At 71.9% G+C, this 25,825-nt stretch carries 28 protein-coding genes, 1 tRNA gene and 1 other RNA gene; 15 read left to right on the forward strand and 15 right to left on the reverse strand.

Annotation, left to right across the window (positions count from 1 at the left end; all coding sequences use genetic code 11):
• Positions 1–137 precede the first annotated feature (137 nt).
• The 3 genes from CFI00_RS09265 to CFI00_RS09275 all read left to right on the forward strand — a co-directional run bounded on the left by CFI00_RS09265 (position 138) and on the right by CFI00_RS09275 (position 1,620).
• Positions 138–209, forward strand: a tRNA-Val gene (locus CFI00_RS09265).
• Positions 210–319: 110 nt separating this feature from the next.
• Entirely contained in the window at positions 320–715 is a 396-nt protein-coding gene (locus CFI00_RS09270; RefSeq protein ID WP_207084872.1) for a hypothetical protein, read from the forward strand.
• Between the two features lie 23 nt (positions 716–738).
• Positions 739–1,620: a serine/threonine-protein kinase gene (locus tag CFI00_RS09275; protein ID WP_207084873.1), complete on the forward strand. Its 882-nt coding sequence runs from the start codon at positions 739–741 to the stop codon at positions 1,618–1,620.
• A gap of 15 nt (positions 1,621–1,635) precedes the next feature.
• On the opposite strand, the gene CFI00_RS09280 is transcribed toward CFI00_RS09275, so the two are convergent.
• From CFI00_RS09280 to CFI00_RS09290, 3 genes are read right to left on the reverse strand one after another with little or no spacing between them, the layout of a single operon-like run.
• Entirely contained in the window at positions 1,636–2,307 is a 672-nt protein-coding gene (locus CFI00_RS09280) for a response regulator transcription factor (RefSeq protein ID WP_207084874.1), read from the reverse strand.
• A gap of 25 nt (positions 2,308–2,332) precedes the next feature.
• Complete coding sequence (locus CFI00_RS09285; RefSeq protein WP_207084875.1) at positions 2,333–3,787, reverse strand: ATP-binding protein; 1,455 nt, start codon at positions 3,785–3,787, stop codon at positions 2,333–2,335.
• Positions 3,744–4,136, reverse strand: a complete 393-nt coding sequence (locus CFI00_RS09290) for a hypothetical protein (protein ID WP_207084876.1) — start codon at positions 4,134–4,136, stop codon at positions 3,744–3,746. The genes CFI00_RS09285 and CFI00_RS09290 overlap by 44 nt, the downstream gene beginning before the upstream one ends.
• A 177-nt stretch (positions 4,137–4,313) precedes the next feature.
• Between CFI00_RS09290 and CFI00_RS09295 the strand changes: the two genes are divergently transcribed.
• From CFI00_RS09295 to CFI00_RS09310, 4 genes are read left to right on the forward strand one after another with little or no spacing between them, the layout of a single operon-like run.
• A complete protein-coding gene (locus tag CFI00_RS09295; protein ID WP_207084877.1) occupies positions 4,314–5,858 on the forward strand; it encodes an AMP-binding protein in 1,545 nt (514 codons plus the stop codon).
• A gap of 17 nt (positions 5,859–5,875) precedes the next feature.
• Positions 5,876–6,676, forward strand: a complete 801-nt coding sequence (locus tag CFI00_RS09300; RefSeq protein WP_207084878.1) for a Nif3-like dinuclear metal center hexameric protein — start codon at positions 5,876–5,878, stop codon at positions 6,674–6,676.
• Positions 6,677–6,692: 16 nt separating this feature from the next.
• Positions 6,693–7,433 carry a C4-type zinc ribbon domain-containing protein gene (locus CFI00_RS09305; RefSeq protein ID WP_207084879.1) on the forward strand — a complete coding sequence of 247 codons (741 nt, stop codon included), beginning with the start codon at positions 6,693–6,695 and terminating at the stop codon, positions 7,431–7,433.
• A 13-nt stretch (positions 7,434–7,446) separates the two neighbouring features.
• Complete coding sequence (locus CFI00_RS09310) at positions 7,447–8,538, forward strand: FUSC family protein (RefSeq protein WP_207084880.1); 1,092 nt, start codon at positions 7,447–7,449, stop codon at positions 8,536–8,538.
• A gap of 23 nt (positions 8,539–8,561) precedes the next feature.
• On the opposite strand, the gene yaaA is transcribed toward CFI00_RS09310, so the two are convergent.
• Complete coding sequence (yaaA, locus tag CFI00_RS09315; protein WP_207084881.1) at positions 8,562–9,341, reverse strand: peroxide stress protein YaaA; 780 nt, start codon at positions 9,339–9,341, stop codon at positions 8,562–8,564.
• A gap of 51 nt (positions 9,342–9,392) precedes the next feature.
• On the opposite strand from yaaA, the gene CFI00_RS09320 reads away from it, so the two are divergent.
• From CFI00_RS09320 to CFI00_RS09330, 3 genes are all read left to right on the forward strand, one after another.
• The gene (locus CFI00_RS09320) at positions 9,393–10,850 is read left to right on the forward strand and encodes an RNB domain-containing ribonuclease (protein ID WP_207084882.1); all 1,458 of its coding nucleotides are present in this window, start codon (positions 9,393–9,395) and stop codon (positions 10,848–10,850) included.
• A 540-nt stretch (positions 10,851–11,390) separates the two neighbouring features.
• The gene (locus CFI00_RS09325; RefSeq protein ID WP_242532761.1) at positions 11,391–11,627 is read left to right on the forward strand and encodes a toxin HicA; all 237 of its coding nucleotides are present in this window, start codon (positions 11,391–11,393) and stop codon (positions 11,625–11,627) included.
• Positions 11,627–11,974, forward strand: coding sequence for a type II toxin-antitoxin system HicB family antitoxin (locus tag CFI00_RS09330; RefSeq protein WP_207084883.1), 348 nt, complete (start codon positions 11,627–11,629; stop codon positions 11,972–11,974). Before CFI00_RS09325 ends, CFI00_RS09330 begins: the two co-directional genes overlap by 1 nt.
• 483 nt (positions 11,975–12,457) lie before the next feature.
• Here the strand turns inward: CFI00_RS09330 and rnpB are convergent.
• Both rnpB and map read right to left on the reverse strand, forming a co-directional pair.
• An RNA gene (gene rnpB, locus CFI00_RS09335) (RNase P RNA component class A) lies at positions 12,458–12,836 on the reverse strand.
• A 13-nt stretch (positions 12,837–12,849) separates the two neighbouring features.
• The gene (map, locus tag CFI00_RS09340; protein WP_207084884.1) at positions 12,850–13,698 is read right to left on the reverse strand and encodes a type I methionyl aminopeptidase; all 849 of its coding nucleotides are present in this window, start codon (positions 13,696–13,698) and stop codon (positions 12,850–12,852) included.
• A 23-nt stretch (positions 13,699–13,721) separates the two neighbouring features.
• Here map and CFI00_RS09345 point away from each other — a divergent pair, with 23 nt between their 5' ends.
• Positions 13,722–13,946: a hypothetical protein gene (locus CFI00_RS09345; protein ID WP_207084885.1), complete on the forward strand. Its 225-nt coding sequence runs from the start codon at positions 13,722–13,724 to the stop codon at positions 13,944–13,946.
• Here CFI00_RS09345 and CFI00_RS09350 read toward each other — a convergent pair whose 3' ends face one another.
• A complete protein-coding gene (locus CFI00_RS09350) occupies positions 13,947–14,597 on the reverse strand; it encodes a histone H1-like repetitive region-containing protein (protein ID WP_207084886.1) in 651 nt (216 codons plus the stop codon).
• A 76-nt stretch (positions 14,598–14,673) separates the two neighbouring features.
• Between CFI00_RS09350 and CFI00_RS09355 the strand changes: the two genes are divergently transcribed.
• Positions 14,674–14,958: a hypothetical protein gene (locus CFI00_RS09355; RefSeq protein ID WP_207084887.1), complete on the forward strand. Its 285-nt coding sequence runs from the start codon at positions 14,674–14,676 to the stop codon at positions 14,956–14,958.
• An 8-nt stretch (positions 14,959–14,966) separates the two neighbouring features.
• Here the strand turns inward: CFI00_RS09355 and panB are convergent, their stop codons facing one another.
• The 8 genes from panB to CFI00_RS09395 all read right to left on the reverse strand — a co-directional run bounded on the left by panB (position 14,967) and on the right by CFI00_RS09395 (position 21,884).
• Positions 14,967–15,824, reverse strand: a complete 858-nt coding sequence (gene panB / locus CFI00_RS09360) for a 3-methyl-2-oxobutanoate hydroxymethyltransferase (RefSeq protein WP_207084888.1) — start codon at positions 15,822–15,824, stop codon at positions 14,967–14,969.
• Between the two features lie 92 nt (positions 15,825–15,916).
• Positions 15,917–16,459 (reverse strand): hypothetical protein, encoded by a 543-nt coding sequence (locus CFI00_RS09365; protein WP_207084889.1) that lies wholly within the window; start codon positions 16,457–16,459, stop codon positions 15,917–15,919.
• Positions 16,456–17,619 carry a PQQ-dependent sugar dehydrogenase gene (locus tag CFI00_RS09370; RefSeq protein ID WP_207084890.1) on the reverse strand — a complete coding sequence of 388 codons (1,164 nt, stop codon included), beginning with the start codon at positions 17,617–17,619 and terminating at the stop codon, positions 16,456–16,458. The genes CFI00_RS09365 and CFI00_RS09370 overlap by 4 nt, the downstream gene beginning before the upstream one ends.
• 28 nt (positions 17,620–17,647) lie before the next feature.
• Positions 17,648–19,609 carry an alpha/beta hydrolase gene (locus tag CFI00_RS09375; RefSeq protein ID WP_207084891.1) on the reverse strand — a complete coding sequence of 654 codons (1,962 nt, stop codon included), beginning with the start codon at positions 19,607–19,609 and terminating at the stop codon, positions 17,648–17,650.
• Positions 19,606–19,902: a hypothetical protein gene (locus CFI00_RS09380; protein ID WP_207084892.1), complete on the reverse strand. Its 297-nt coding sequence runs from the start codon at positions 19,900–19,902 to the stop codon at positions 19,606–19,608. Before CFI00_RS09380 ends, CFI00_RS09375 begins: the two co-directional genes overlap by 4 nt.
• Positions 19,899–20,393, reverse strand: a complete 495-nt coding sequence (locus CFI00_RS09385; protein WP_207084893.1) for a hypothetical protein — start codon at positions 20,391–20,393, stop codon at positions 19,899–19,901. Before CFI00_RS09385 ends, CFI00_RS09380 begins: the two co-directional genes overlap by 4 nt.
• 84 nt (positions 20,394–20,477) lie before the next feature.
• Entirely contained in the window at positions 20,478–20,993 is a 516-nt protein-coding gene (locus CFI00_RS09390) for a hypothetical protein (RefSeq protein WP_207084894.1), read from the reverse strand.
• Positions 20,994–21,002: 9 nt separating this feature from the next.
• The gene (locus CFI00_RS09395) at positions 21,003–21,884 is read right to left on the reverse strand and encodes a GNAT family N-acetyltransferase (RefSeq protein WP_207084895.1); all 882 of its coding nucleotides are present in this window, start codon (positions 21,882–21,884) and stop codon (positions 21,003–21,005) included.
• Between the two features lie 85 nt (positions 21,885–21,969).
• On the opposite strand from CFI00_RS09395, the gene CFI00_RS09400 reads away from it, so the two are divergent.
• The 3 genes from CFI00_RS09400 to CFI00_RS09410 are packed head-to-tail and all read left to right on the forward strand — an operon-like array spanning position 21,970 to position 25,795.
• The gene (locus CFI00_RS09400) at positions 21,970–22,455 is read left to right on the forward strand and encodes a SigE family RNA polymerase sigma factor (protein WP_242532762.1); all 486 of its coding nucleotides are present in this window, start codon (positions 21,970–21,972) and stop codon (positions 22,453–22,455) included.
• A complete protein-coding gene (locus CFI00_RS09405) occupies positions 22,452–23,696 on the forward strand; it encodes a hypothetical protein (protein ID WP_207084896.1) in 1,245 nt (414 codons plus the stop codon). The genes CFI00_RS09400 and CFI00_RS09405 overlap by 4 nt, the downstream gene beginning before the upstream one ends.
• Before the next feature lie 56 nt (positions 23,697–23,752).
• Positions 23,753–25,795, forward strand: coding sequence for an NAD(+) synthase (locus tag CFI00_RS09410; RefSeq protein WP_207084897.1), 2,043 nt, complete (start codon positions 23,753–23,755; stop codon positions 25,793–25,795).
• Positions 25,796–25,825: the final 30 nt, after the last annotated feature.

Here is a 25,825-nt window from a genome sequence, read left to right on the forward strand (position 1 = left end):
GGCTGGTGTAATCTTGGACTTGTTGAGCCGCTGGTGACCCGAGACGCCAGCGGCTCAACTCATTTCATCCCACGCCTGGCTGGCGGTCGGCGACGGGATTCGAGCGCGGCCGGTGCGTCCCGTAGTCTGTGCCGCGCGCGTCGGTAGCTCAGCGGTAGAGCACTCGGTTTACACCCGAGCGGTCGGCGGTTCGAAACCGTCCCGACGCACCCCCGCTCGTTGCATGAGAGCCCTCTCATCGGCGCCTCACCGTCGGCTCACGGCGGCCCTGCAACCTTCTCGTACACCGGGGCCGCACCGGCCCCCGACGAGAGGAACCATGATGAGGAAGCTGCTCCCCACCGCACTCCTGGGCATCGCCGGCCTGACCGCCTTCGGTCTGATCGGGATGTCGTCGCCCGTCGTCTCCTCGGCCGCCGACGAGGCCGCCAAGCGCGAGGACGACGCGCCGTCGCTGGTCCTGGTCGCCGACGACGACGATGACGACACGAACGACGATGACACGAACGACGACGACACCAACAGCCCGTCGTACACCGACCAGAGCCGCGACACGAACGACAACACCAACAGCCGCCTCACCGGGGTCAGCCGCGACCGGGACAAGAGCCGGGGCGACAAGACCCGCGACTGGACGCGCGACGGCGGCGACCGCACCCGCGACTGGTCGGCCAACAAGACGAACGACCGCAGCCGCAACGACACGCGTCGCTGACCGACCGCGGCGGAGGAGGCGACATGGGCAGGAACGACGACGGCTGGCACCTCGACGAGGGTGAGCTCCTCGCTCCCGGGCTGAGCGCGCTGCGCCGCCTCGGTGGCGGCGCGGCCTACGAGGCCTGGCTGTGCTTCGACGAGGTGACCTGGTCGCCGGTGGTCGTCAAGGTCCTGCGTCCCTCCCAGGTGGAGGACGAGTCCTCCCGGCGCGGCCTGCGCCGGGAGGTGCTCGCCCTCGACACCGTCAACCACCCCGTGGTGGTCCGCGGGCTGCGCGACGGGCAGGACGGGGACCGTCCCCACGTCGTGCTGGAGCACATCGACGGACCACGCCTGTCGAGCCTCATCCGCCGCTACGGCCGGCTCCAGGAGCAGCAGTACCTGCCGCTGGCCATCGACGTCGCCGCGGCGCTCCACTACTTCACCCACATCGGGTGGACCCACCTCGACATCAAGCCCAGCAACGTCATCATGGGCGCCCCCGCACGGCTCATCGACCTGTCGGTCGCCCGCCCGGAGGAGGACGCCCGACGGCTGCGCTACCCGATCGGCACCGACGCCTACATGTCGCCGGAGCAGTGCGACCCCGGCGGGCACGTCCCGTCCTTCGCCTCCGACGTCTGGGGCCTGGGCGCCACCCTCTTCCACGCCGTGGCCGGGCAGCGCCCGTTCGCGCACGGCGACCCCGACGCCGACGACGTACGCCAGCGCTTCCCACAGCTCGTCGACGCGCCCGCCGTGCTCCCCGACGGCGTACCGGGTCCGGTCGTGGAGGTGATCGCGGCCTGCCTGCGCCGCGACCCCGCCGAGCGGCCGTTGCCGCACGAGGTCGCCGAGGCGCTCGAGCCGGTGCTGGCCGGCCTGCCCCGCGGGTCGCTGGCGGGATTCAGGATCAGGGGCTGACGGCCCGCTGGGCGGTCACGGGTCGAGTCGGTAGCCGACTCCCCGGACCGTCGAGATCGCGCCGGTGCCCAGCTTCTTGCGGAGGTAGCCGACGTAGACGTCGACGACGTTGGAGCCGGGGTCGAAGTCGTAGCCCCACACCAGGTCGAGCAGCTGCTCGCGGGTGAGGACCTGGCCGGGGTTGAGCAGGAAGATCTCCGCGAGCGCGAACTCGCGGGCCGAGAGCTCGGACTCGCCCCGGGGGCCGGAGATCCGGCGCGTACGCCGGTCCAGGCGCAGGCCGCCGACCACCAGGTCGTCACCGCTCGCGGGCGCGTCGACCGGCGCGAGGGCGCGCAGCCGCAGGCGCACCCGGGCCATCAGCTCGGCGAAGCGGAACGGCTTGGCCATGTAGTCGTCGGCACCGCTGTCGAGGGCGGTGACGGTGTCGGTGACGGAGTCGCGGGCCGTGAGGATGATGACGGGCATCCGGCTGCCCTGGGAGCGCAGCTGGTCGAGGACCTCGAAGCCGTCCATCCCCGGCAGCCCGATGTCGAGCACCATGAGGTCGAAGCGGCCCGAGAGCGCCTCGTCGAGCCCTGTGGGTCCGTCGGAGGCGACGGTCGGCTGGTGGCCCTCGGCGCGCAGGCCCTTGGCCACGAACGAGGCGATGCGGTCCTCGTCCTCCACGATCAGGATCTGGGCCATCTGCGGTCCTCTCGCGAGCTGCTGGTCATCGGCCGAGCGTCCGCTCGGGCAGGACGATCTCCACGTGCGCACCCCGGGGTTCGGCGTCGCGGATGACGACGTCTCCGCCGTGGGCGTCGGCGATGGCGCGCACGATGCTCAGGCCCAGCCCGAACCCGTCGTCGCCGGCGCGGACGCTGCTGCGGCCGAAGCGCTCCAGCACCGCCTCGCGGTCCTCCGGGCGGATGCCGTCGCCGGTGTCGCGAACCCAGAGCCGGACCAGGCCGTCCTCCATGGCCGAGCCGACAGCGATCACGGCGCCGGGGTCGGTGTGCTTCACCGCGTTGTCGGCGAGCTGGAGCAGCGCCTGGGTGATGCGCTGCTCGTCGAGCACCGCGCGGCCGTGGGCGGCGTCGTCGAGCTGCCAGTCGCGCTCACCGAGGGCGGTGGCCTTCGCGAGCACCGACTGGGTGAGTCCGCCGAGCTCCACCTCGCCCACGACGAGGAAGTCGGGGCGTCGGCTCTTGGCCAGCAGGATCAGGTCGGTCACCAGGCGCGACATCCGGTCGACCTCGTCGAGCACGAGCTCGCGCGTCTGCACCAGGTCGTCCGGGTCGGTGGGGTCGATGAGCTCGAGGTGGCCGCGCACCACCGTGAGCGGTGTCTTGAGCTCGTGGCCGGCGTCGTCGAGGAACTGCCGCTGGGCGGCGAACCCGGAGTCGAGGCGCTCCAGCATGCCGTTGATGGTGCGGGTCAGGGCGGTGATGTCGTCGTTGCCCTGCTCGACGATGCGGCGCGAGAGGTCGGTCGCGGTGATCTCGCGGGCGGTCTCCTCCAGGGTGCGCAGCGGGGCGAGCAGCCGCCCGGACTGGAAGGCCGCGATCGTGGTGATGAGGCCCAGCGAGAGGAGGGCGACGAGGGCGTAGGTCTGGAGGGTGCGGTTGAGCTCCTCGTGCTCGTCGCGCAGGAAGTTGGCGATGACGAGCGCCCCGTCGCCCTGGGCGTTGGTCACGGGCACGAGGGTCACCCAGGTCTCCCCGAAGGCGGGGGAGTCGATGATCCTCGTGCCGCCCACCTCCGCGAGGTCCTGGACTGCCTGCTGGTAGGCCGGCTCGTCGAGCACCTCCTGGCCGTAGCGGTTGCGGGTGGCGATCGTGCCCTCGCCGCTGGTGTAGCCCACGAGCAGCTCGTCGTCGTCGGGGACGTTGCGGGTGAGGAAGACCTCGAGGACACGGCGCACGTCGTTGAACGCCTCGCCGGTGTTGGGGTCGCGGCGCAGGTTGCGGAACTCCTCGATCTCCTGGCTGATCTGGGAGGTGACCTGTCGCTCGATGCGCGCCGACTCGAGGGCGTAGACGAGCAGTCCCGCACCGCTCATGGCCGCGGCCGTGAGGACGGCGATGACGACGGTGATGCGGGTCCGGACGGAGACTCGGGTGGGGCGTCGGCGGGCACCGTCAGTCGTCCCCGTCGGCCCGCTCGTCGTCGGTGTCGTCATCATCAGGCCCGTCGTCGTCCCAGTCGTCGTCGTCATCCTCCCCGACCGGTGTCGGCATCGGTGTCACGACGCGGGCATCCTCGCCCCCGCCGCGGCCGGACCCGTCCCGCTGCTGCTCCTCGTCGCGCTCCGCCGGGCCTCCACGGTCGTCGTCCGGCGTCGGCCCGGGCGTCGGTGCCTCCGGCGTCTCCGACGCGGGCGTGCCCGGCGGATCGGTGGGCGCGTCGCGCAGGATGACGGGGCTGTGGTCGGCGGGCGGTGGCGCACCCTGGGACGCCAGCGACCCGGCGACGTACGCCGTGACCGGCACGACGAGCGCCAGCAGCAGCAACACCTTCGGCAGCGGACCCATGCCCCCATCGTGCGCGCGGATGCTGGAACGGGGATGAGAGCCGGATGAGAGAGCTCTCATGTCCGCTCACCGACGTCCTGGTGCCGTCCGTCGCACCTGGTGCGCCAAGGCGTCGTACGAGGGTTGAGGCGCATGCCACAGTGGCGGTGCCACACGCCACCGGACCAGGGAGCTGCCGTGATCGTCCCCTTCAGCGTCACCGACTTCATCGAGCGGGCCGCCGCCGTCTACGGCGACCGACCGGGCTTCATCGACGAGCCCGACCAGCCGGCCGCCTCGCTCGGCACGCTGTCGTACGCCGAGGCGTACGCCCTCGCGCAGCGGCAGGCCGCCCGGCTCGACGAGCTCGGCATCGACGTCGGCGAGCGGGTCGCGGTGCTGAGCCACAACTCCGCGCGTCTGCTGACGTCGTTCTTCGGCGTGTGCGGGTCCGGCCGGGTGCTGGTGCCGATCAACTTCCGGCTGCGACCCGACGAGATCGCCTACATCGTCGCCCACTCGGGCGCGCGCGTCCTCTACGTCGACCCCGAGCTGGTCGAGTCGGTGTCGGGCATCGACGTGGAGCACCGCTTCGTGCTCGGCGAGGACGAGTCGATGTTCGCGGCCCCCGGCGCGGAGCCGCGGGCGTGGGAACCGGACGAGAACGCGACGGCGACCATCAACTACACCTCCGGCACCACCGCGCGGCCCAAGGGTGTTCAGCTGACGCACCGCAACCTGTGGACCAACGCGGTCACCTTCGGACTGCACGCCGGGGTCACCGACCGCGACGTCTACCTCCACACGCTGCCGATGTTCCACGCCAACGGCTGGGGGATGCCCTTCGCGATGACCGGCCTGGGGGTCCCGCAGGTCGTGCTGCGCAAGGTCGACGGCGCGGAGATCCTGCGCCGGGTGGAGCAGCACGGGGTCACGGTGATGTGTGCAGCGCCGGCCGTGGCGGCCGCGGTGCTCGACGCGGCCCAGGACTGGGAGGGCGCGATCCCCGGCCGCGACCGGGTCCGGATCATCATGGCCGGCGCGCCGCCGCCGACGAAGACCGTCGTCCGGGTCGAGGAGGAGCTCGGCTGGGAGTTCGTGCAGATCTACGGCCTCACCGAGACCTCGCCGCTGCTGACGGTCAACCGCAGCCGTGCCGAGTGGGACGACCTGTCGGCGGAGGAGCGGGCGGCCAAGCTGGTGCGGGCCGGTGCGCCCGCGATCGGCGTACGCCTGCGCACCGACGAGCACGGCGAGGTGCTGGCGCGCTCCAACGTGATCCTCGACGGCTACTGGGAGCGGCCCGACGAGACGGCCAAGGCGCTCGTGGACGGCTGGTTCCACACCGGGGACGGAGGAGTGGTCGGCGACGACGGCTACCTCACGATCAGCGACCGCAAGAAGGACGTCATCATCACCGGCGGCGAGAACGTGTCGTCCATCGAGGTCGAGGACGTGCTGTTCTCGCACCCGGCCGTGGCCGAGGTGGCGGTCATCGGGGTGCCGAGCGAGAAGTGGGGCGAGACGATCAAGGCGCTGGTCGTGCTGGCAGACGGGGCGAGCGCGGACAGCTCCCAGATGGAGGCCGAGCTGATCGCGTGGTGCAAGGACAAGGCCGCGGGCTACAAGGCGCCCACGTCGATCGAGTTCCGCGAGGAGCTGGCCCGCACCGCCACCGGCAAGCTGCAGAAGTTCAAGCTTCGCCAGCCCTACTGGGAGGGCCAGGGGCGGCAGGTCAACTGACCCCCGATACTGGCGCCATGCCCACGCTCGCTGACGTCGTCGACCTGCTGCACGCCTGGTACCCGCCGGAGACCGCGGACGGCTTCGACGCCGTCGGCCTGGTGGCCGGCGACCCGTCGGCGGAGGCCGTGAAGGTGATGTTCGCGGTCGACCCGACGATCGAGGTGGCGCGCGAGGCCGTCGAGTGGGGTGCCGACCTGCTGGTGGTCCACCACCCGCTCTTCCTCACGCCCGTCAGCTCGGTCGCCGCGACCACGCCCAAGGGCCGCACGCTGCACACGCTCACCTCGGGTGGCTGCGCGCTGCTGACGGCGCACACCAACGCCGACCAGGCCTCCTCGGGCGTCTCCGAGGCGCTCGCGCTCGCCCTGGGGCTGCGCGACCTGGCGCCGATCCTCCCCGCGTCCGAGGGCGCGAACACCGGCACCGGACGGGTCGGGACGGTCGCGGAGACGACGCTCGAGGCCTTCGCGACCCGGGTGGGCGAGTCGCTCCCGGTCACCGCGCACGGCGTACGGGTGGCGGGTGCCCCGGACCGGGTGGTGCGTCGCGTCGCGGTGTGCGGCGGGTCGGGGGACTTCCTGCTCGACGAGCTGGCCGACGGCGACGTCGACGTCTACGTCACCAGCGACCTGCGCCACCACCGGGCGGCGGAGTTCCTCGAGCACGACGGTCCTGCGCTGGTCGACGTGGCGCACTGGGCCGCGGAGTGGACGTGGCTCCCGGTGGTGGAGGCTCGGCTGCGCGAGGCCATGGGCGATAGGGTCGGCACCCGGGTCAGCACGCTGTGCACCGACCCGTGGTCGTTTCGCTACTGAAGTCCCAGGAGAGCCGTTGAAGGCCGATCCCACCCACCAGGTCCAGCTGCTCGACGTGGCAGAGCTGGACCGACGCGTCGCCCAGCTGCGCCACCAGCGCTCGTCGCTGCCGGAGCTCGCCGAGATCGCGGCGTTGACCTCCGAGCGCACTGCACTGACCGACCAGGTGCGCGATGCCCGCATCGTCGTCGACGACCTCACCGTCGAGCAGGTGAAGGCCGACCGCGAGGTCGAGCAGGTGAAGACGCGGCGCGAGCGCGACCGCAACCGGATGGACACCGGCCAGATCACGAACCCCAAGGACCTCGAGCGGATGCAGCACGAGCTGGTCTCGCTCGAGCGCCGGATCTCCACGCTCGAGGACGCCGAGCTCGAGGTGATGGAGAAGCTCGAGGAGGCCCAGCAGGTGCTCGACGGCCTGGGCATCCGCGCCGACGACATCGATGCGCGCCTCGCCGAGCTCGTCGCCGCCCGCGACGAGAAGCAGGCCGGGATCGACGCCTCCCTCGCCGAGGTCACCGCCGCACGCGGCTCCGCTGTCGACGGCATCCCCGACGCGCTGCTGGCGCTCTACGAGCGGCTGCGCGAGCAGAAGGGCATCGGCGCGGCCCTGCTGCGCGCCCGCCAGTGCGGTGGCTGCAACATGACCCTCGACGCCTCCGAGCTCTCCCGGATCCGGTCGGCCCCGGTCGACGAGGTGGTCCGGTGCGAGGAGTGCCAGCGCATCCTGGTGCGCACCGACGAGTCGGGACTCTGAGAGCCGCTCGAGCATGCGCCTCGACGCGGAGCTGATGGCCGCGCGGGGACGCACGTCCCTGCGGGCCCGGGTCGCACGCCTGCGGTCCAAGGGCTGGGTCATCGGCCAGTGCGCGGTCGCGGCCGGCGTCGCGTGGTGGCTCGCGGCCGACGTCCTCGGCCACCGACTGCCGTTCTTCGCCCCGATCGCGGCCGTCGTGTCGCTCGGGATGTCCTACGGCCAGCGCCAGCGCCGCGTCGCGGAGGTCACGGTCGGCGTGGCGCTCGGGGTGTTCCTGGGCGACGCGACCACCCACCTGATCGGCTCGGGCGGACCCCAGATCGCCCTCATCGTCGCGGCGGGAATGTCGATCGCGCTGCTGCTCGACGCCGGGCAGCTGCTGCTCATCCAGGCGGCCGTCCAGGGCATCGTGGTGGCGGCGCTGGCACCGGCACCCGGAGATGCGTTCGTGCGCTGGACCGATGCGCTCATCGGTGGCGCGGTGGCGCTCGTGGCGGCCACCGTCGTCCCACGTGCGCCCTTGCGCAAGCCGCGCGACCAGGCGGCCGTCGTCGTGCGCAAGATCGCGGAGCTGCTGCGGTCGTCGTCGGACCGGCTCGGTGACGGTGACGCCGAGCGGGCGCTCGCGACGCTGCGCGAGGCCCGGTCCACCGACGTCCTGATCTCGGAGCTGCGGGCGGCGTCGGAGGAGGGCCTGTCGGTGGTGAGCTCCTCTCCCTTCCGCCGTGGCCACGGTGAGCACCAGCGCCAGCTCGCGGAGCTCGTCGAGCCGCTCGACGTGGCCCTGCGCAACACCCGCGTCGTCGTACGTCGGGTGGCCGTGGCGAGCCACCGCCGCGAGCCGGTCCCGGCGTCGTACGCCGCCCTGATGCGCGATCTGGCCGAGCTCGCCGACCGGGTGGCCGACGAGCTCGTCGCCGACCGGATGGCGACCGCGGTGATCGACGACCTGGTCGCGCTCGGCCACGCCACCGCGACCGTCGAGCACAGCCACGACCTGTCGGCCGAGGTGATCCTCGCGCAGGTGCGCTCGATCATCGCCGACCTGCTCGCGCTGTGCGGGATGGACCCGCTCGAGGCGACCGACGTGATCCCGCTGCGCTGACCGGGCCGCGCTGACCGGACTGGTCAGACCTGGCTGACGACCACGTCGAGCTGGGTGCCCTTCGGCGTCGGCTCGCCGACCTCGACGGTCCAGCCGAGGCGGGTCAGCGCCTCGGCCAGGGCTGCCGGCGTGCGCGGGTCGGCCCCGTCCTCCAGCAGCGCGCGGACGATGCGGCCCTTGGTGGCCTTGTTGAAGTGGCTCACCACGGTGCGCCGTCCGTCGGACTCGTGGAGCACACGCACGGTCGCGACGCGGCGGGCCAGGTCCTTGCCGGGCCGCCAGAAGGCGGCGTACGTGCTGGAGCGGAGGTCGACCAGCAGGCCACCGCGCATCGCGTCCGTGACCGCCTCGCCGAGGACCTCGCGCCAGGCGGCGGCCACCGGGCCCACACCGGGCAGGACGGCGTCGCCCGAGAGCCGGTAGGCCGGGATCCGGTCGCCGGGGCGGACGATGCCGAACAGCGAGCTCGTCACGGCCAGGCGCGAGGTCGCGCGACGACGGGCCGCGGGGGAGAGCGTCGCGACGTCGAGGGCGTCGAAGAGGACCCCGGTGTAGATCGCGTCGGCGCGGGCTGTCGGCGCGGTGCGGAGGTGCGCGTTGCGCTCGACGAGGTCGCGCTGCGTGGCGCCGAGGCCGAGCGCGTCGGCCGCCCGGTCGGGGTCCTCCTCGCACAGGCGGGTCAGGGCCTCGAGCAGCTCGCGGCGGGTCGCGGTCAACCGGGGAGCGGAGAGGGAGTCCAGGTCGAGGGGCCTGCCGCGACGCGGCGCGGACTTGCCCTCGCTGGGCGGCAGCAGGATCAGCACGCGCGCAAGCGTAGGCAGCGGTGCTGGGTCGTCTGTGGTTAGGCTCCCCACATGCCCAGCAACCGCGTGGTGAAGGTCCGTTCGAGCGGCGACAGCGTCACCGCGCAGGAGATGCGCGACGGCATCGCCGCGATCCAGGCGGAGATGAAGGTCTCCGCGGCGTTCCCCGAGGCGGTCGAGCGAGCGGCCACCGAGGCTGCCGCCGACCCCCGGCTCCCGGACCTCGACCGCACCGACATCGAGCTCATCACCATCGACCCCGAGTCGGCGCGCGACCTCGACCAGGCGCTGCACATCGAGCGGGACCCCGACACGGGCGGCTACGTCGTCCACTACGCCATCGCCGACGTCGCTGCCTTCGTCGCCCCCGGCGACCCCGTCGACGTCGAGGCCAACCGGCGGGGCGAGACGCTCTACGGCGCGGACTCCAAGATCCCGTTGCACCCGCCCGTCCTCAGCGAGGACGCGGCCTCCCTGCTGCCGGACCAGGTGCGTCCGGCGCTGCTGTGGACCATCAAGGTCGACGACACCGGCGAGGGCACCGACGTCCAGGTCGAGCGTGCCCTGGTCCGCTCACGCGCCAAGCTGTCCTACGAGGCGGTGCAAGCCGACGTCGACGCCGGTCGCGAGAGCGACCTCATCGGCCTGCTGAGTGAGGTCGGTGAGCTCCGGCTCGCACGCGAGGCCGCCCGCGGCGGCGTCTCGCTGCCGTTGCCCGAGCAGGAGCTGGCCGAGACCGGCGAGGGCCACTGGGAGCTGGAGTTCCGCCGCCTGACTCCCGTCGAGACCTGGAACGCCCAGATCTCCCTGCTCACCGGGATGGCCGCCGCGTCGCTGATGGTCTACGCCCGGGTGGGCATCCTGCGGACCCTCCCGCCGGCCGACCCGCGCGACGTGCAGCGGCTGCACCGTACGGCCCGGGCCCTGGGCATCGCCTGGCCGGCCGAGCAGCTCTACCCCGACTTCGTCCGCACCCTCGACCCGTCGCGGCCCACGCACGCGGCGATGATCGTCGCGTGCACGCGCCTGCTGCGCGGGGCGGGCTACGTCACCTTCAACGGGGGGCTGCCCGAGCAGGCGCAGCACTCGGCGCTCGCCTCGGAGTACGCCCACGTCACCGCACCTCTGCGGCGCCTGGTCGACCGCTACGCCGGCGAGGTGTGCGTGGCGCTGTGCGCGGGCACGGAGGTGCCGGAGTGGGTGGTCGCGGCGATGGGCGAGCTGCCCGACTCGATGCGCGAGTCCGGTCGGCGCGCCAACCAGTACGAGAACGCGATCGTGAACCTCTGCGAGGCCGAGCTGCTGCACGACCGGGTGGGCGACAGCTTCGCGGCCGTGGTCGTCGAGGTGGACGAGAAGGACGGCACGCGGGGCGACATCACCATCGAGGACCCCGCCATCGAGGCGTCGGTCCGGGCCGAGCGCGACCTGCCGCTGGGCGAGGAGGTCACCGTCGAGCTGGTCCAGGCCGACCCGGCGTCGCGGTCGGTGGAGTTCCGGCTCGCCTGAGGCCAGCGGAGACAGCAACAGGAGCACCCCCGGCAGAAGCGGCGTCGGGGGTGCTCCCTCCCGAGCCTGAGTCTATCCCGCGGACGGGGGACGCCCCCGCGACCCGCTTCTTGAATCGCGGGAGCGCCCATGCCTCCGTTCCCCGACATGCGGGGGTCCTATTCCTGCTACAAACCTTGGACGCGTCAGAAACCGAGAACCACCTGTGGCCGGGCTCCTCCACGGCGGTGCGGACTGGCGGGGCCATCTGATGCCTGCGACGCAGGTCAGAGGCTTGTGGGGAGTGGGTCGGCCTGTAGGCCGGGGCCGATTCTCGCGTAAGTTGATGTGGTTGGAAAACAGCGGAAATGCCTTCTGACCTGCGAAAACGCGATTTGGAGTGACTGTCTGGAACGGTCGTCCCTGAAGTTCTTGCGAACCGTGTGCGGACTGAATTGGCCTACAGCGGCCTCGATTGAAGGGTTTGCGCGACCTGCGTGGACTGCTCAACGGTCCCTTGGAATGTGGTACTGCTGGTAGTACCATGTGAATATGGCGTCCTTGGCCGATGTCGTCGCTGCGATGCGCCGGAACCAGCAGAACGTCGCCTTCAACGATCTCCTCAAGGTGTGCGAGCACTACTTCGGTACACCGCGGCAGTCCGGCACCTCCCACGCGGTCTTCAAGACCCCCTGGCCGGGTGACCCTCGAGTCAACATCCAGAACGACAAAGGCAAGGCCAAGGCGTACCAGGTGCGCCAGGTCCTCAAGGCAATCGACAAGAAGGAGGCCATGTGATGCAGACCGATACCCGCCCCGACGTCTCGCACTACACCTACCGCGTCTCGTGGTCCACTGACGACGCGGAGTACGTCGCGACCTGCGCCGAGTTCCCGTCGCTGTCCTGGCTGGCAGGTTCTCAGGTCGAGGCATTGCAAGGGCTCGAGCAGTTGCTCGTGGACGTCGTGGCTGACATGGCCGCCGCAGGTGAGCAGGTGCCCCAACCGTTCGCTGAGCGCACCTACTCCGGCAAGTTCAACCTGCGAGTGGGAGAGAACTTGCACCGCGAGCTTGCGATCCATGCCGCAGAGGATGGTCTGAGTCTCAACCAGTACGTTGTCCGGAAGCTGACCTCGGCCGGCTGAGGTAGGAGGCGGCGACAGCGAGTCACCGTGTCGTCAGGTGGGGCTGCTGCACGAGTAGGTGACATCTGATCTGTGGTGCCAAGAGGTGCCGCTGGAAGAATGTGCACTGTGCCGAAGCCGTATCCCAAGGAGTTCCGTGAGGACGTTGTTCGGGTTGCCAGAAATCGTGGGCCGGGCGTCCATCTCAAGCAGATCGCTGCCGACTTCGGTACCGGACGGACTTGGTGGATCGCTCGTAGATCACCTCGACCCAAGCCGCCAGCTCGGCATCGCAGACCCGGCAGACGCCGGCGTACCGGAGCTTCATCTGCTTCTCGTCGGCACCTTCGGACACCCCGCGACCCTAGGTCGGGACGCGCCGGTTCGGTGGCGATTCGGGCCGATCGGCGACGGTAGTTGAAGTCGCAAGAGTTTTTCTCTTGCGGACTATCTGCGGACTACAGCGGTGTCGTGATCACGTTTCCGCAGGTCAGAGGCCTGTGGGGAGTGGGCCGGCCTGTAGGCCGGGTTCTGTCCTGCCGAAGCAGGGGCGACCATCCATCTGCGACGACCGTTGCCGGCCGCCTGGTGCGATCTACCCGGATGCTCGGGCGGGCCGCCCTCGAACACATCCTGTCTGATCTTGCTCCGGGTGGGGTTTGCCTAGCTGCGCCGGTCGCCCGGCGCACTGGTGGTCTCTTGCACCACCGTTTCACCCTTACCGCCCGGCAAGCCGGGAGGCGGTCTGTTCTCTGTGGCACTGATCCCGCGGGTTTCCCCGGGTGGCTGTTGGCCACCACCCTGCCCTGTGGAGCCCGGACCTTCCTCGACCCGCATCCCCGACGCATCGGAGGTGACGGACCGCGGCCGCCCGGCCGACCCACTCAGGAGCGAGTCTAGGGGTGCGTGAGCACCTCGGCGCCATCAGCGGTGACGAGCAGCGTGTGCTCGAACTGCGCGGATCGGCGGCGGTCCTTGGTCACCACGGTCCAGCCGTCGTCCCACATGTCGTAGTCGGGGGTGCCGAGGTTGAGCATCGGCTCGATGGTGAAGGTCATCCCGACACGGATCTCGTCGTCGAAGCGCTCGTCGTCGTAGTGGGGGATGATCAGCCCGGAGTGGAACGCCGTGCCGATCCCGTGGCCGGTGAAGTCGCGGACCACGCCGTAGCCGAAGCGCTTGGCGTACGCCTCGATGACCCGACCGATGATGTTGACCCGGCGCCCCGGCTTGACCGCCTTGATCGCCCGGTCGAGCGACTCCTTGGTGCGCTCGACGAGCAGCCGGGACTCCTCGTCGACGTCGCCGGCGAGGAAGGTCGCGTTGGTGTCCCCGTGCACGCCGCCGATGAAGGCGGTGATGTCGATGTTGACGATGTCGCCGTCCTCGACGACGCGGGAGTCGGGGATGCCGTGGCACACGACCTCGTTGACGCTCGAGCACAGCGACTTGGGGAAGCCGCGGTAGCCGAGCGTGGAGGGGTAGGCGCCGTGGTCGCAGAGGAACTCGTGGCCGATGCGGTCCAGCTCGTCGGTGGTCACGCCCGGCACGACGTGGGAGCCGACCAGCTCACGGGCCTGCGCAGCCAGGCGGCCCGCGACCCGCATCCGCTCGATCGTCTCGGCGTCCTTGGCCTCCTCGCCGGTGAACCGCTGCGGTGCCGGGCGGTCGACGTACTCCGGGCGGGGGATGTGGGCGGGCACGGAACGACGCGCAGACACCTCTGCGGGGGACACGGCAGGCACGTGCGTGAGTGTAGTTTCGCCCCATGACCGAGAACGAATACTGGTTCTGCCTGAAGCACCACACGGTCGAGGGCCGCGACGGCTGCAAGAACGCCGACCGCCTCGGTCCCTACGCCTCCTCCGAGGAGGCGTCGCGCGCCTTGGAGAAGGTCCAGGAGCGCAACGAGGCGTGGGACAACGACCCGGACTGGAACGAGGACGGTCCGGCCTCGGGCGACGGCCTCACCGACGGCACGCCGGACAGCTGATCACTTCTTCTTCTTGTCCTTCTTCCCCTTGACGGGGTTGGCGGACTGAGCGAGGTCGGCCGCTGCCCGCACGCTCTTGAGTGCCCGCTTGGTGTTCTTGTCCAGCGTGCGGGTGAGCTCCGAGATGGCCGCTTCGTACTGGCTGCTGACGCGCGCCGCGGTCTCGGCCGCGACCCGCTCGGCGGTCTCCTGGGCGACCCGCTGGACCAGCGCTGCCGTGCCGATCGCCTGGGCGCCGACGTCGACCGCGCGCTCGGTCGCGGACTTCCGGATGGCCGTCGGGGCGGGGCCGGGCGGCGCGGTGCGGGTCGGAGTCGTGCGCTTGGCCCGCGCGCTCCTCGCGGGTGCCTTCTCGGCGGGTGCCTTCTTGGCCGGGGACTTCTTGGCCGGTGCCTTCTTGGCCGGTGCCTTCTTGGCCGGTGCCTTCTTGGCCGGTGCCTTCTTGGTCGGCGCCTTCCTCGCGGTGGACGTCTTCGTCGCAGGCGTCTTGCTGGCAGAAGCCTTCTTCGCGGGCGCCTTCTTGGCAGCCGTCTTCTTCGCGGGCGCCTTCTTCGCGGCCGTCTTCTTCGCGGGCGCCTTCGTGGCGGCGGCGGCCTTCTTCGCCGGCGCCTTCGTGGCGGGGGCGTTCTTCTCGTTCGGGCTCTCGCTCATGGAAGGCTCCTCGCGTCGTCGGTGGAACCCGATCCTGCCGTGCCACGCGGTCGTTGTCACCGACTAACGTGACGCCGTGCCCACGCCCACCGTCCGCGAGCCGATCTCGCCGTGGCCCGTCGCCGGTCTGGTGGGGATGGCGTGCGTCGCCTTCCTGGTGGCCGTGACGGTGGGCCCGCTGGGCGTCCCGTGGTGGGCGGTCCTCGGCCTCGCCGTCGTGTGGCTGGTCGCCCTCGTGCAGTCGCTGCGGTGGTTCACCCGGCGACCGCGGACCGTGGTGCTGCTGCCGGTGCTGGTCGCGCTGGTGTGGTTCGTGACGATCGTGGCCGGCTCGCGCTACCTCGACTGGCTCAACGCCTGAGCCACCCGTCAGAAGGTGTGCTCGGGGCCCGGGAACGTGCCGCCACGGACGTCGTCGGCGTACGCCCTGGCTGCTTCGAGCAGCACCCCGTGCACGTCGGCGTACTGCTTGACGAAGCGCGCCATCCGGCCCGTGCGCAGGCCGAAGGCGTCCTGCCACACCAGGACCTGTCCGTCGCAGCCGGCGCCGGCCCCGATGCCGATGGTGGGAATGGTCAGCTCCTTGCTGATCCGCTCGGCCACGTCGCCGGGCACCATCTCCATCACGACGGCGAAGGCGCCGGCCTCCTGCACGGCACGGGCGTCGGCGACGATCCGGTCGCTGGCGTCGCCGCGGCCCTGGACGCGGTAGCCGCCGAGGGTGTGCTCGCTCTGTGGGGTGAAGCCGATGTGCGCCATGACAGGGATCCCGCCGCGCGTGCACTTCTCGATGACCGGCGCCATCTCGGCGCCACCCTCGAGCTTGACGCAGTGGGCGCCCGCCTCCTTCATGAAGCGGACCGCGGTGAGGTAGCCCTGCTCGGGGGAGGCCTGGTAGCTGCCGAACGGCAGGTCGCCGACGACCATCGCGCGCTTCGTCGAGCGGGCCACGGCGCGGGTGAGCGGAAGCAGCTCGTCGACGGTGACGGGCAGCGACGTCTCGTTGCCGAAGACGTTGTTGGAGGCCGAGTCGCCCACGAGGAGCAGGTCGACGCCGGCCTCGTCGAAGGTCGCCGCGGTGTACATGTCGTACGCCGTCAGCATGGTGATCCTCTCGCCGCGCTCCTTCATCTCCCGCAGGTGGTGGGTGCGCACGCGCTTCACCGGGGCGGTCGGGGCGGCGGGGCCGGAGCCGTAGGGGGCGGTCTCCTCGGACGGTGTCGTCATCGTTCGCTCCTCGTCATCTCGCAGCTCCCTGGTGGAGTCCACGGACACGATCAGGCTAGTCCGGACCCACGGCTGCGGCGCTGTGGCGGCGATCACACGCCGTCGAGCGGGCCGCCGTCGTCGTCCTCCACGCGGTCGAGGTCGTCACCGTCGTAGTCGGCGCACCCCGACCTCACCGTCACCGTCCAGGTGCCCTCACCGCGGGCGGAAGCTGGCTGGACGTCGACCGTCGTCTGGTCGCGGGTGACGGTGACGTGGTCGTCGACCTGGGTCGCGTCGTCGTAGCCCGCGCCCGTGAGCGCCGAGCGGACGTCGTCGAGCTGTGTCGTGGTGTCCCCGGCCGGTGCGGAGAGCGTCGCGAAGGCCTCGTGGCGCCAGCTGATCGCCATGCAGCTCTGCCATTGCTGGCTGCCGCGCACGACGTCGGCGCCGAGCGCCTCCGCAACGAGGGGGATGGCCTCCTGGGCCCGCTCGGTGGTTGTCGACTCGACCGAGTCGACCGACGAACCGTCCGCGTCCGTCCCGCCGGAGCTCGCACCGCCGCACGCGGCGAGCAGGCCGATCAGGGCGAGGAGGAGCAGGGTGGTGCGCCTGTGACCCACCGTGGTGCTCACGGCCACCCGGGGTCCACTCATCGTGGCGAGACCCTCAGCACCCGGTCATCCGCGCCGCTGTCGGTGGTGAGCAGCAGGTCGCCGTCGCGGGCGGAGCTGATCGAGCGCAGCCGACCGAATCGGGCCAGCGCCGGAGGGCGCGCGACCGACACCAGGGCGCCACGGGCGTCGAACCGGAGGAACAGCACCTCGGACCCCTTGAGCGCGGCGACCGCGAGGGTGCCCTCCAGGCGGCCCCACTGCGTGCCGCGGACCCAGGCTGCCCCCGACGTGGCGATGGTCGGGGTGCCCGAGGACCAGGCGGCGTCCTGCTGCTCGCCGGGAAGGGACTGATCGGTCATCGGCACCGACTCGTCGTAGCCGGGGACGGGGTTCCAGCCGTAGTCGCCCCCGGGCACGAGGCGGTTGACCTCGTCGTCGCGGAAGCTGCCGTGCTCGACCGACCACAGCGAGCCGTCGGCGCGCTCCGCGAGCCCCTGCACGTTGCGGTGGCCGTAGGTCCAGACGTGGCGCCGGTTGCCGGTGGCTCCGGCGAACGGGTTGTCGGCCATGGGTGTCCCGGTGCGCCGGTCGACCCGCAGCACCTTGCCGCCGAGGGAGTCGAGGTCGCGCGGATTGCTGCCCACGGCAGCGTCGCCGGTGCCGATCACGAGCCCGGGACCCTGGCGCTCGAGCAGCAGGCGGCACCCTCCGTGGCGACCGCTCGTGGCGGGGAGGCCCGAGAGCACCGTGCGCCGCCCGGACAAGGAGCGCCAGCGCCTGTCGACGCGCCAGCGCGTGACGCGCACCTCGGGTCCGGAGCGGGTCCTGGCGCCGTGGCACGCCCACACCTGCCGGCGGTCGCGATCGACCGCGAGGGAGAGCAGGCCGGTCTCCCCGGAGACCCAGACCAGCTGGGAGAGATCTGCGAGCGTGCGGCGCCTGCCGTTGCGTACGACGCTGATGCGGGCCCGGTCACGCTCGGAGACCACCAGTCGCCCACCCGGCGCCTGCTGCACGTCCCACGGATGCTCGAGGCCACGGACGACCGTGCGCACCCGGAGGGCCGGGGCCTCGGCACGCGCCGCCGGTGTCGCCGCGAGGCCCGTGTCGGCGATCGACGGCGGGCCGGCGGTCAGCAGGCCGGCAGCGAGCGCGCAGAGGGAGAGAGCCAGCGAGGTGGTGCGGAGGTGGCGGTGCACCCTCGTCACGCTACGCATCGACACGCGGTCACGGCCAGTGGTCCGGCCAGGCGTCGCTGAACCGGCGTCCGAGGTCCTCCGCGCCGGAGCGCACCCCGTCCACCACCTGGCCCGCTCCGTCGACGACCCGTCCGGCGCCGTCGACGACGGTGTCGCGCACGTCCTCCAACGGCTCGACGACGTAGTCGTCGACGACCTGCTGCGCCTGGTGGGCGGCCTCGCTCTGGGCGAAGTCGTAGAGACGGTCGTGGGCGGGGGTGTCGCGCCCGGGCACGAGGTCCACCTGGTCGTCGCGGTCGATCACGACGTTGGTGATGTTGTCCAGCGACGCCGTGCCGCTGTCGAGGTAGCTGGTGTGCCGGTCGAGGATCGCCTCGCCGTCCTGCAGGTGCCACGGCGTGTCGGTGCCGTCGGAGGAGACGTCGAACCGGTCGGCCCCGAAGGCCTCCTGGCTCGGGTCGTCGCCCAGCCCGAGGTTGCCGAGGTGGACCGTGTCGCCGCCGAGGTTGACCGGCACGTCGATGGAGATCTCGCCCCCCAGCCAGGTGACGAAGTCGTTCTCGCGGGAGCCGACGTAGACCTCGCCCGCTGGGGCGTTCAGGCCGGAGACGTCGTGCACCCCGCCGCCTGCTCCCGGGCTGCCGATGAGCACCAGGGAGTCCTCGTCGAGCCCGTCGGCGGCGGCGTGCGCCGCGGTTGTCGAGCCGTAGCTGTGCCCGATGACGGTGAGGTGGGACTGCCCGGTGGGGCTGTCGCCGGTGTAGGTGGCCCGCAGGCCGTCGACGAAGTCGCTCAGCAGGTGCCCGCCGTTCTCGGCGAGGCCCTCGCCCGTGACGCCGGCGATGTCGGTCGGCTCATCGGTGATGCCCTCCGAGGCGCTGGGCGCGTCGTACCCCATCCACGCGATGGCGGCGATGTCCTCGCCCTTGCTCTGCGCGTCGAGGAAGAGGTTGAGCGCGTCCTGGCCCTGCGACTCCATCTTGGTCATGTCGTTGGTGAGGCCGGGGACGATCACGGCCGTGTCATCGGCGGTGTCGGGGTCGCCGTAGCTCACCGCGGCGGCCCCGTCGCCGTCGAAGGCGTGGGGGAGGTAGAGCAGCAGGTTGGTGTCGATGGGGGCGCCGGCGTGGGCAGGTGGTTCGCCGAGGGCGAGCGCGTCGCGGGTGGCTGTGACGCGCGCGAGCCAGGCCTGCTCCTCGTCGGTGAGGGTGCCGTCCGCCTGGCGCTGGCGGAGGTAGTCCTCGTCGCGGTCGAGCATCCCGCGGTTGGCCTCGTCGCGGTCGCCGGTGGGGATGCCGTTGGTGTTGCCGACCAGCTCGGGAAAGGCGATCGAGAGAGCCGCGCGCTGGGCGGCGCTGAGGGAGAGCCACCAGTCGTTGACCGACTGCGGGTCGCCCTGGGACGCGAGCTGACGCCGCAGGCCGTCGACGTCCACCCGGCCGGGGGCGTCGCGAGCATCGCGCCCCTCGCCGCGGGTGTCGACCGACGCCAGGACGGCGATCACCCGGTCCTCGTCGGCGCGCACCCGCTCGAGCCAGGCCTCGCGATCGGCCACGATGCGGTCGTGGCGACGGGTGAGGGCCGCGGCCTCGTGCTGGAGCTCGTCGGCCTCGTCGGCCGGGGCGCCGTCGGCACGCGACCACAGCGACGCGCGATCGCGGTTGTAGTCGGCGCGATCGCCGTCGAGCCGGTCGTGCTCGGTGCGGCGGGTGGTCATCTGGTCGAGGTAGACCTCGACCGCGGTGAGGGCCTTCTCCAGGGCCGCGACCGCGGCGTCAGCCCGGTTGCCGAGGGAGGTCATGGCGTGACCCGCCGCATCGGCGGCGTTGCCGGTCCAGCCGGCGGGAGCGCCGTGGGCCGACATCCAGGAGGTCACGTCGGAGGTGGCGATCGCGGCGGCGCGCAGGTCGGTGGCGACGGCGGAGGCAGAGTGGCGTACGTCGGGCTCGGGCCACTCCGCGATCGGTGCGGGAACCTGGATGGTGGTCATCGGTCGGCCCACGGCACGAGGTCGCGCAGGTCGGTGGACGCCTGCTGGTCGGTGACGAGGAAGTCGAGCCGGACCGCCGACAGTGCCTGCGCGTGGCTGATGGCGGCCTGCTCCATCGCATCGATCTCGGTGCGCCAGGTCTCCACGAAGCGGCTGGCCGCCGCGGCGACGCGCGGGCCCAGCTCGGCGACCTCGGCCTGGGTGAGGTTGCGGCTCGCGGAGTGGAGGACGTCGGCCTGCTCGTCCCAGTCGCGGGCGGCCTTGACGATCACGGAGTAGGGGACCTCGGTCATGGCCGCGCCTCCTCCGACCATGCGGAGTCCTTCACGGGTCGCGAGGTGAGGACCAGGTCGACCCCGCCCTCGACGACGTGGGCGACGAGGCGGTGGCCGTCACGGTGCGCCTCGAGCGTGGGCCGGTCCTCGCGCTCCAGCGGCACCGCCCGCCAGCCCAGGTCGAGGAGTGCCTGGCCCACACGCCGCAGCTCAGGGACCTCCCGTCCGGGCGCGGCGAAGGAGGTCACCACGACGAGGTGCTGCTGCGCGGCCTCCTCGTGGTGCTTCCAGAACCGGACGCCGGCCGGGAGGTCGGTGCCCAGGGAGACGCCGAGCACGCGCAGTGCCTCGCGAGCGTCGTCGGCCACCGCGTCCGGGTCGCCGCTCCACGCGTCAGGATCGGCCGGGCGCGGCTGGGTGGGCGGGAGCAGGACGACGTCGACGTCGGGGTGACGCTCGCGCAGGACCCGGAAGAACGGGTCGGTGACGGTGGGATCAGGGCGGGCCATGAACCGAGGATGCCCTCTCAGCGGCGGCGGAAACCTCTGTTGAACGGGCGATGGAGGACGCGTCCCGACGTGCGCCGGTGTGCGTCAGAAGTCGCCGGTGAGGTCGTCGGTCCCGCTGCCGCCGCGGACCGTGTCGGCGTCCTCCTCGGAGTAGGAGACGCACGGGGTCGTGATCTGGACGCGCCACTCCACGCCGTCCTCGGAGCGCCGCTGGCGCTGGACGTAGAGGCTGACGCCGTCCCTCTCCGCCTGGACGCCGACCTCGTTGGCAGAGGTGCCGAGCGTCCAGCCCGAGCGGGCGAGCTCGTCGGAGACGGCGTCGACACCGGCCGCCCACGTGTCGGCTCCGGCGATGACCCCGCCGTTGATCGTGTACTCGAAGCTGTTGCGCCCCAGTCGACAGCTCATGTGCGACCCACCGAAGCTGTGATCCGTGGGGGCGAGGGCCGCGGTGATACCGGGGCGGGCCGCCTCCAGCGCCTCCTTGCCGAGTCGCGCCTGGGACGCCGGGTCGGACGTGTCCCCGCCGGCTCCGCCACCGGAGGAGGCGCTGCACGCGCTGAGGACGAGGAGTGCGACGACGCAGCCGAGAATCCGCATGCCCAGAGCCTAGGCCCATCGCGTCTCGCGGGAGAGCTGGACGCCGACGCGCGTGGTGGCGTACCCCAGGCGGGTGTTGAGCGTCCGCATCGCTGCGTTGCCGTCCTGGGTCCAGGTGTAGACCTCGGTGACGCCGTGGTCCGCCGCCCACGAGAGGGTGCGCTGCTTCAGGTGCATCGCGAGGCCGCGACCGCGCCAGTCGCCGCGGACCGCGGTGAGCGAGTTCTCCGCCCGCGACGGGTTGTCGGAGTCAAGGCCGAGGCCCGCGCAGCCGACGACCTCGCCGTCGTGGACGGCGAGGAACATCGGGTCGCCCAGCCAGTCGCGCTTCCACCGTTCGAGGCTGACGTCGAGGGGCGTGTCCACGGCGAAGCCGGCGAGCGCCTCGCGGCCGAACCGCTCGAAGCAGGCACTCCACAGCTCGGGGCGCTCCCGGGCGGTGACCACCTCGACCCCCTCGGGCAGCGGCGCGACGTCGGGCGGTGCGGTGACGACGTACGTCTGCTCGACCTCGCGGTTGACCTCGACGAAGCCGAAGCGGTGTGCGAAGGCCAGCGCGCCGTCGTCGTCCGCCGTGCCGCGGACCGTGCCCAGGCCCAACCCCTCGACGTGTGCGACCAGACGCTCGAGCAGGGCTGTGCCGATGCCGCGGCGCCGGTGCTCCGGCAGGACCCGGGGGATCACCGACCCGGCACCGGCGCTGTCCCCGCGCTGGGCGAGCCCGTGCCCGACGACCTCGCTGCCGTCGCGCGCGAGGAGCAGCAGCCGCTCGGGGGTGTCCCCGGCCCGCAGCTCGGCGACCGACTGGGTCCGCTCGTAGGGGATCACCGCGATCCGCACCCGCCGCCAGTGCTCGTAGTCCACGTCGGAGGTGCAGGGGGTGATCTCCATGGAGCCCACGGTGACGCACGTTGGGCAGGTCGTGCCAACCATTTCGGCGTCTCGTGCAGTTGAGTGTGCAGACGAGGGGGAACGGGTGGACGAGCAGGGCTTCACGGAATGGGCGGTCGGGCGGCAGCGCCAGCTGCTGCGCTCGGCCTACCTGCTCACCGGCGACCTGCACCGCGCCGAGGACCTCGTTCAGGAGGCGCTCACCAAGGTGGCGCTGCGCTGGCCGCGGCTCGCCGACGGCAACCCCACGGCGTACGCCCTGCGGATCATCGCCCGCGACAACATCTCGTGGTGGCGCCGTCGTCGCGACGTGCCGACGGAGTCGGTGCTCGACGCGGGGACGAGCGACGAGCCGGAGGTCGCGCTGGTCGTACGCCGCGCGCTGGCGCGCCTGACACCGTCGCAGCGGGCCGTCCTGGTGCTGCGGCACCTCGAGGACCTGACCGAGCGCGAGACCGCCGACGTCCTCGGCATCTCGATCGGCACCGTCAAGAGCCAGAACGCCGCAGCGCTGGCGCGGCTGCGCACCGGCGCACCCGAGCTGCTCAGCCTGATCGGGAGGACGCCGTGAACGACCTGGACCAGCTGTTCCGCGAGGCGACCGACCACGTGCACGCGCCCGACCTCGTCGGTGGCGCGCTCGCGTCGGCCCACCGGCGCCGCGTCCGGCGTACGGCTGCCGGGGCGCTCGCCGCCGTCGTGCTGCTGGGCGGGGGCGTGGCGTGGGCGGTGCAGGACCCGACGCCGAGAGCCGGGGTGGTGGACACGCCGGTGCCGACGCCGAGCCCGACGGCCACGCCGTCCACTCCGTCCACGCTCGACGCGGATCCTGCGACGCAGCCGGTCTGGGACCCGTTCACCGTCGTGGACGCGCCGCGCCGTTCCAGCTCGTTGCCCGAGCAGGTCGCTCCTCCGGCCGCCGCGCCGAGCATCGCCGAGGCGCCGTTGCCGGACATCGTGCTGGCCTGGCCGGAGGAGGGCGCCGACCTGCGTGTGCTCGCGACCAACGGTGAGTGGCGCTCGGTGCCGGGCACCGCGAACGCGATCCAGGGGACCTTCCGCGACGTCGTCAGCCCGGCGATCAGCCCGGACGGCGACCGGGTGGCGATGGCGGTCGACGCGGGCGTCCTGGTGGTCGAGGCGACCACCGGCGAGCAGAGCGTCGTGCCGTGGCCGCAGGAGCTGGCGGGTCCGGTCGACTCCCGCCCCGGACTGCGCTGGCTGCCGGGGGACCAGGGCTTCGTCGTCCTGCACTGGAAGCGCCCGTGGCTGGTGGGTCTCGACGGGACGGGGCAGCCGGCACCGTTCGGTGGGCCGTACGGCAGCGGCGTGATGGTGGACCCCGACGACGGCACGATCCGCGAACGCACGCGAGCATACGGTCGGCTCCGGACGTGGAACTCCGCCGACGATGCGTCGTCGGTGTCGCTCGGCGGCTACGGAGAGCGCTACGTGACCCGTTTCGGGCTGGTGGCCTACACAGGCAACCCGGGACCGAACGGCGTGGAGCTGATGAGCGGTCCCGTCGTCGTCGATCCCGGCACTGGCGAGATCCTCGCGTACGCCCCGATCAAGGACCGCGACTCGGTCTACAGCGACAATGCCCACCTGACGGCGCTCGGCTTCGTCGACCCCGACACCGTGCTGCTGATGGTGACGCCGATGGACTTCCGCACGACGAGTCCCGAGGACGGCGTCACGCACCTGGTGTCGTGGAGCTTCCGCACCGGCGACTTCACGAGGCTGGGCAGCGGCGGGCCGGGAATGCGATGGATCGCGGTTGCTCCGGACCTGCTGGACGGGGTCTCGTGACAGGACTTCGCCCTTCCTCGACCAGCGGTGCGGTGCCGGTTCCCTAGAGTGAGCGCGTGGACTTCTACTCCGCCTACGCCCAGGGCTTCGCGCGCGTCGCGGCGGTCACGCTGCCGGTGCACCTCGCCGACCCCGCCGCCAACGCCGCGGCCGTCGTCGAGCAGGCGCGCGCGTGCCACGACGACCACGTCGCGGTCGCCGTCTTCCCCGAGCTGGGCCTGACCGGCTACAGCGTCGACGACCTGTTCCTCCAGGACACCCTGCTCGAGGGCGTCCAGGAAGCGGTCGCGGAGATCGTGGCGGCGAGCGCCGACCTGATGACGATGCTGGTGGTCGGGGCGCCGGTCGTGCAGGGCAACCGGGTCTACAACTGTGCGATCGTGGTCCATCGCGGCTCCGTCCTCGGGGTGGCGCCGAAGTCCTACCTGCCCAACTACCGCGAGTTCTACGAGCGCCGGTGGTTCGCGCCCGGCGACGACCGCGAGCTGGAGTGGGTGACGGTCGCCGGCCAGGACGTGCGGTTCGGGCCCGACCTGATCTTCCGGTGCCTCGACGTCCCCGGCCTCGACCTGCACGTCGAGGTCTGCGAGGACATGTGGGTGCCGGTGCCGCCGAGTGCGGAGGCCGCGCTGGCCGGGGCGACGGTGCTCGCCAACCTCAGCGGTTCACCGATCACGGTCGCCCGCGCCGAGGACCGCCGGCTGCTGGTGCGCAGCGCGAGCGCGCGGTGCTCGGCGGCGTACGTCTTCGCCGCGGCCGGCCAGGGCGAGTCGACCACCGACCTGAGCTGGGACGGCCAGACGATGGTCTACGAGTGCGGGGACCTGCTCGGCGAGGGCGAGCGCTTCCCCGACGGCCCGCGCCGCACGGTCGTCGACGTCGACCTCGACCGGCTGCGCCAGGAGCGGCTGCGGCAGGGCTCCTTCGACGACAACCGGCGCACCCACCGCGAGCGGACCGACCGGTTCCGCACGGTCGAGTGGGAGCTCGAGCCGCCGGCCGGCGACATCGGCCTGCTGCGCAAGGTCGACCGCTACCCCTTCGTGCCGGACGACGCCGAGCGGCTCGCGCTCGACTGCTACGAGGCCTACAACATCCAGGTCTCCGGCCTCGAGCAGCGCCTCTCCGCGATCGGCACGCCCAAGGCCGTGATCGGCGTCAGCGGCGGGCTCGACTCCACGCACGCGCTGATCGTGGCGTGCAAGGCGATGGACCGGCTCGGCCGTCCGCGCAGCGACGTGCTCGCCTTCACCATGCCCGGCTTCGCGACCGGCGCGACCACCAAGGCGTACGCCACCCGCCTGTCCGAGGCGCTCGGCGTCACCTTCGAGGAGCTCGACATCCGCCCCGCGGCCGAGCAGATGCTCGAGGACCTGGGCCACCCCTACGCCCAGGGCGAGAAGGTCTACGACATCACCTTCGAGAACGTGCAGGCCGGGCTGCGCTACGACTACCTGTTCCGCCTCGCCAACCAGCGCGGCGGCATCGTCGTCGGCACCGGCGACCTGTCCGAGCTGGCGCTCGGCTGGTGCACGTACGGCGTCGGCGACCAGATGTCGCACTACACCGTCAACGCCGGCGTGCCGAAGACGCTCGTGCAGCACCTCATCCGCTGGGTGATCAGCCACGGCGAGTTCGAGGAGGCCGCCAACGACGTGCTCGCCGAGATCCTCCAGCAGGAGATCACCCCCGAGCTGATCCCGATCGAGGAGGGCAGGAAGCCGCAGGCCACCGAGGACTCGGTCGGGCCCTACAACCTCCAGGACTTCACGCTGGCGCACGTGGTGCGCCTGGGCTACCGCCCGCGCAAGATCGCCTTCCTCGCCTGGCACGCGTGGAAGGACATCGACGCCGGCGAGTGGCCGCCCGGGTTCCCCGACGACGCGCGGGTGGCGTACTCGCTCACCGACGTGCGGGCATGGCTCGAGGTCTTCGTCCGTCGGTTCTTCGCCAACCAGTTCAAGCGCTCGGCGCTGCCCAACGGACCCAAGGTCAGCGGGATCGGGACGATGAGCCCGCGCGGGGACTGGCGGATGCCGAGCGACGCGAAGGGGACGGCCTGGCTGGCCGAGATCGAGCGGGACGTGCCTGCCTCCTGAGGTCCGAGCGGGCTCACCACGGCCCCCCGA

Source organism: Nocardioides sp. S5, from assembly GCF_017310035.1.
In the GTDB taxonomy this organism is placed as follows: Bacteria; Actinomycetota; Actinomycetes; order Propionibacteriales; family Nocardioidaceae; genus Nocardioides.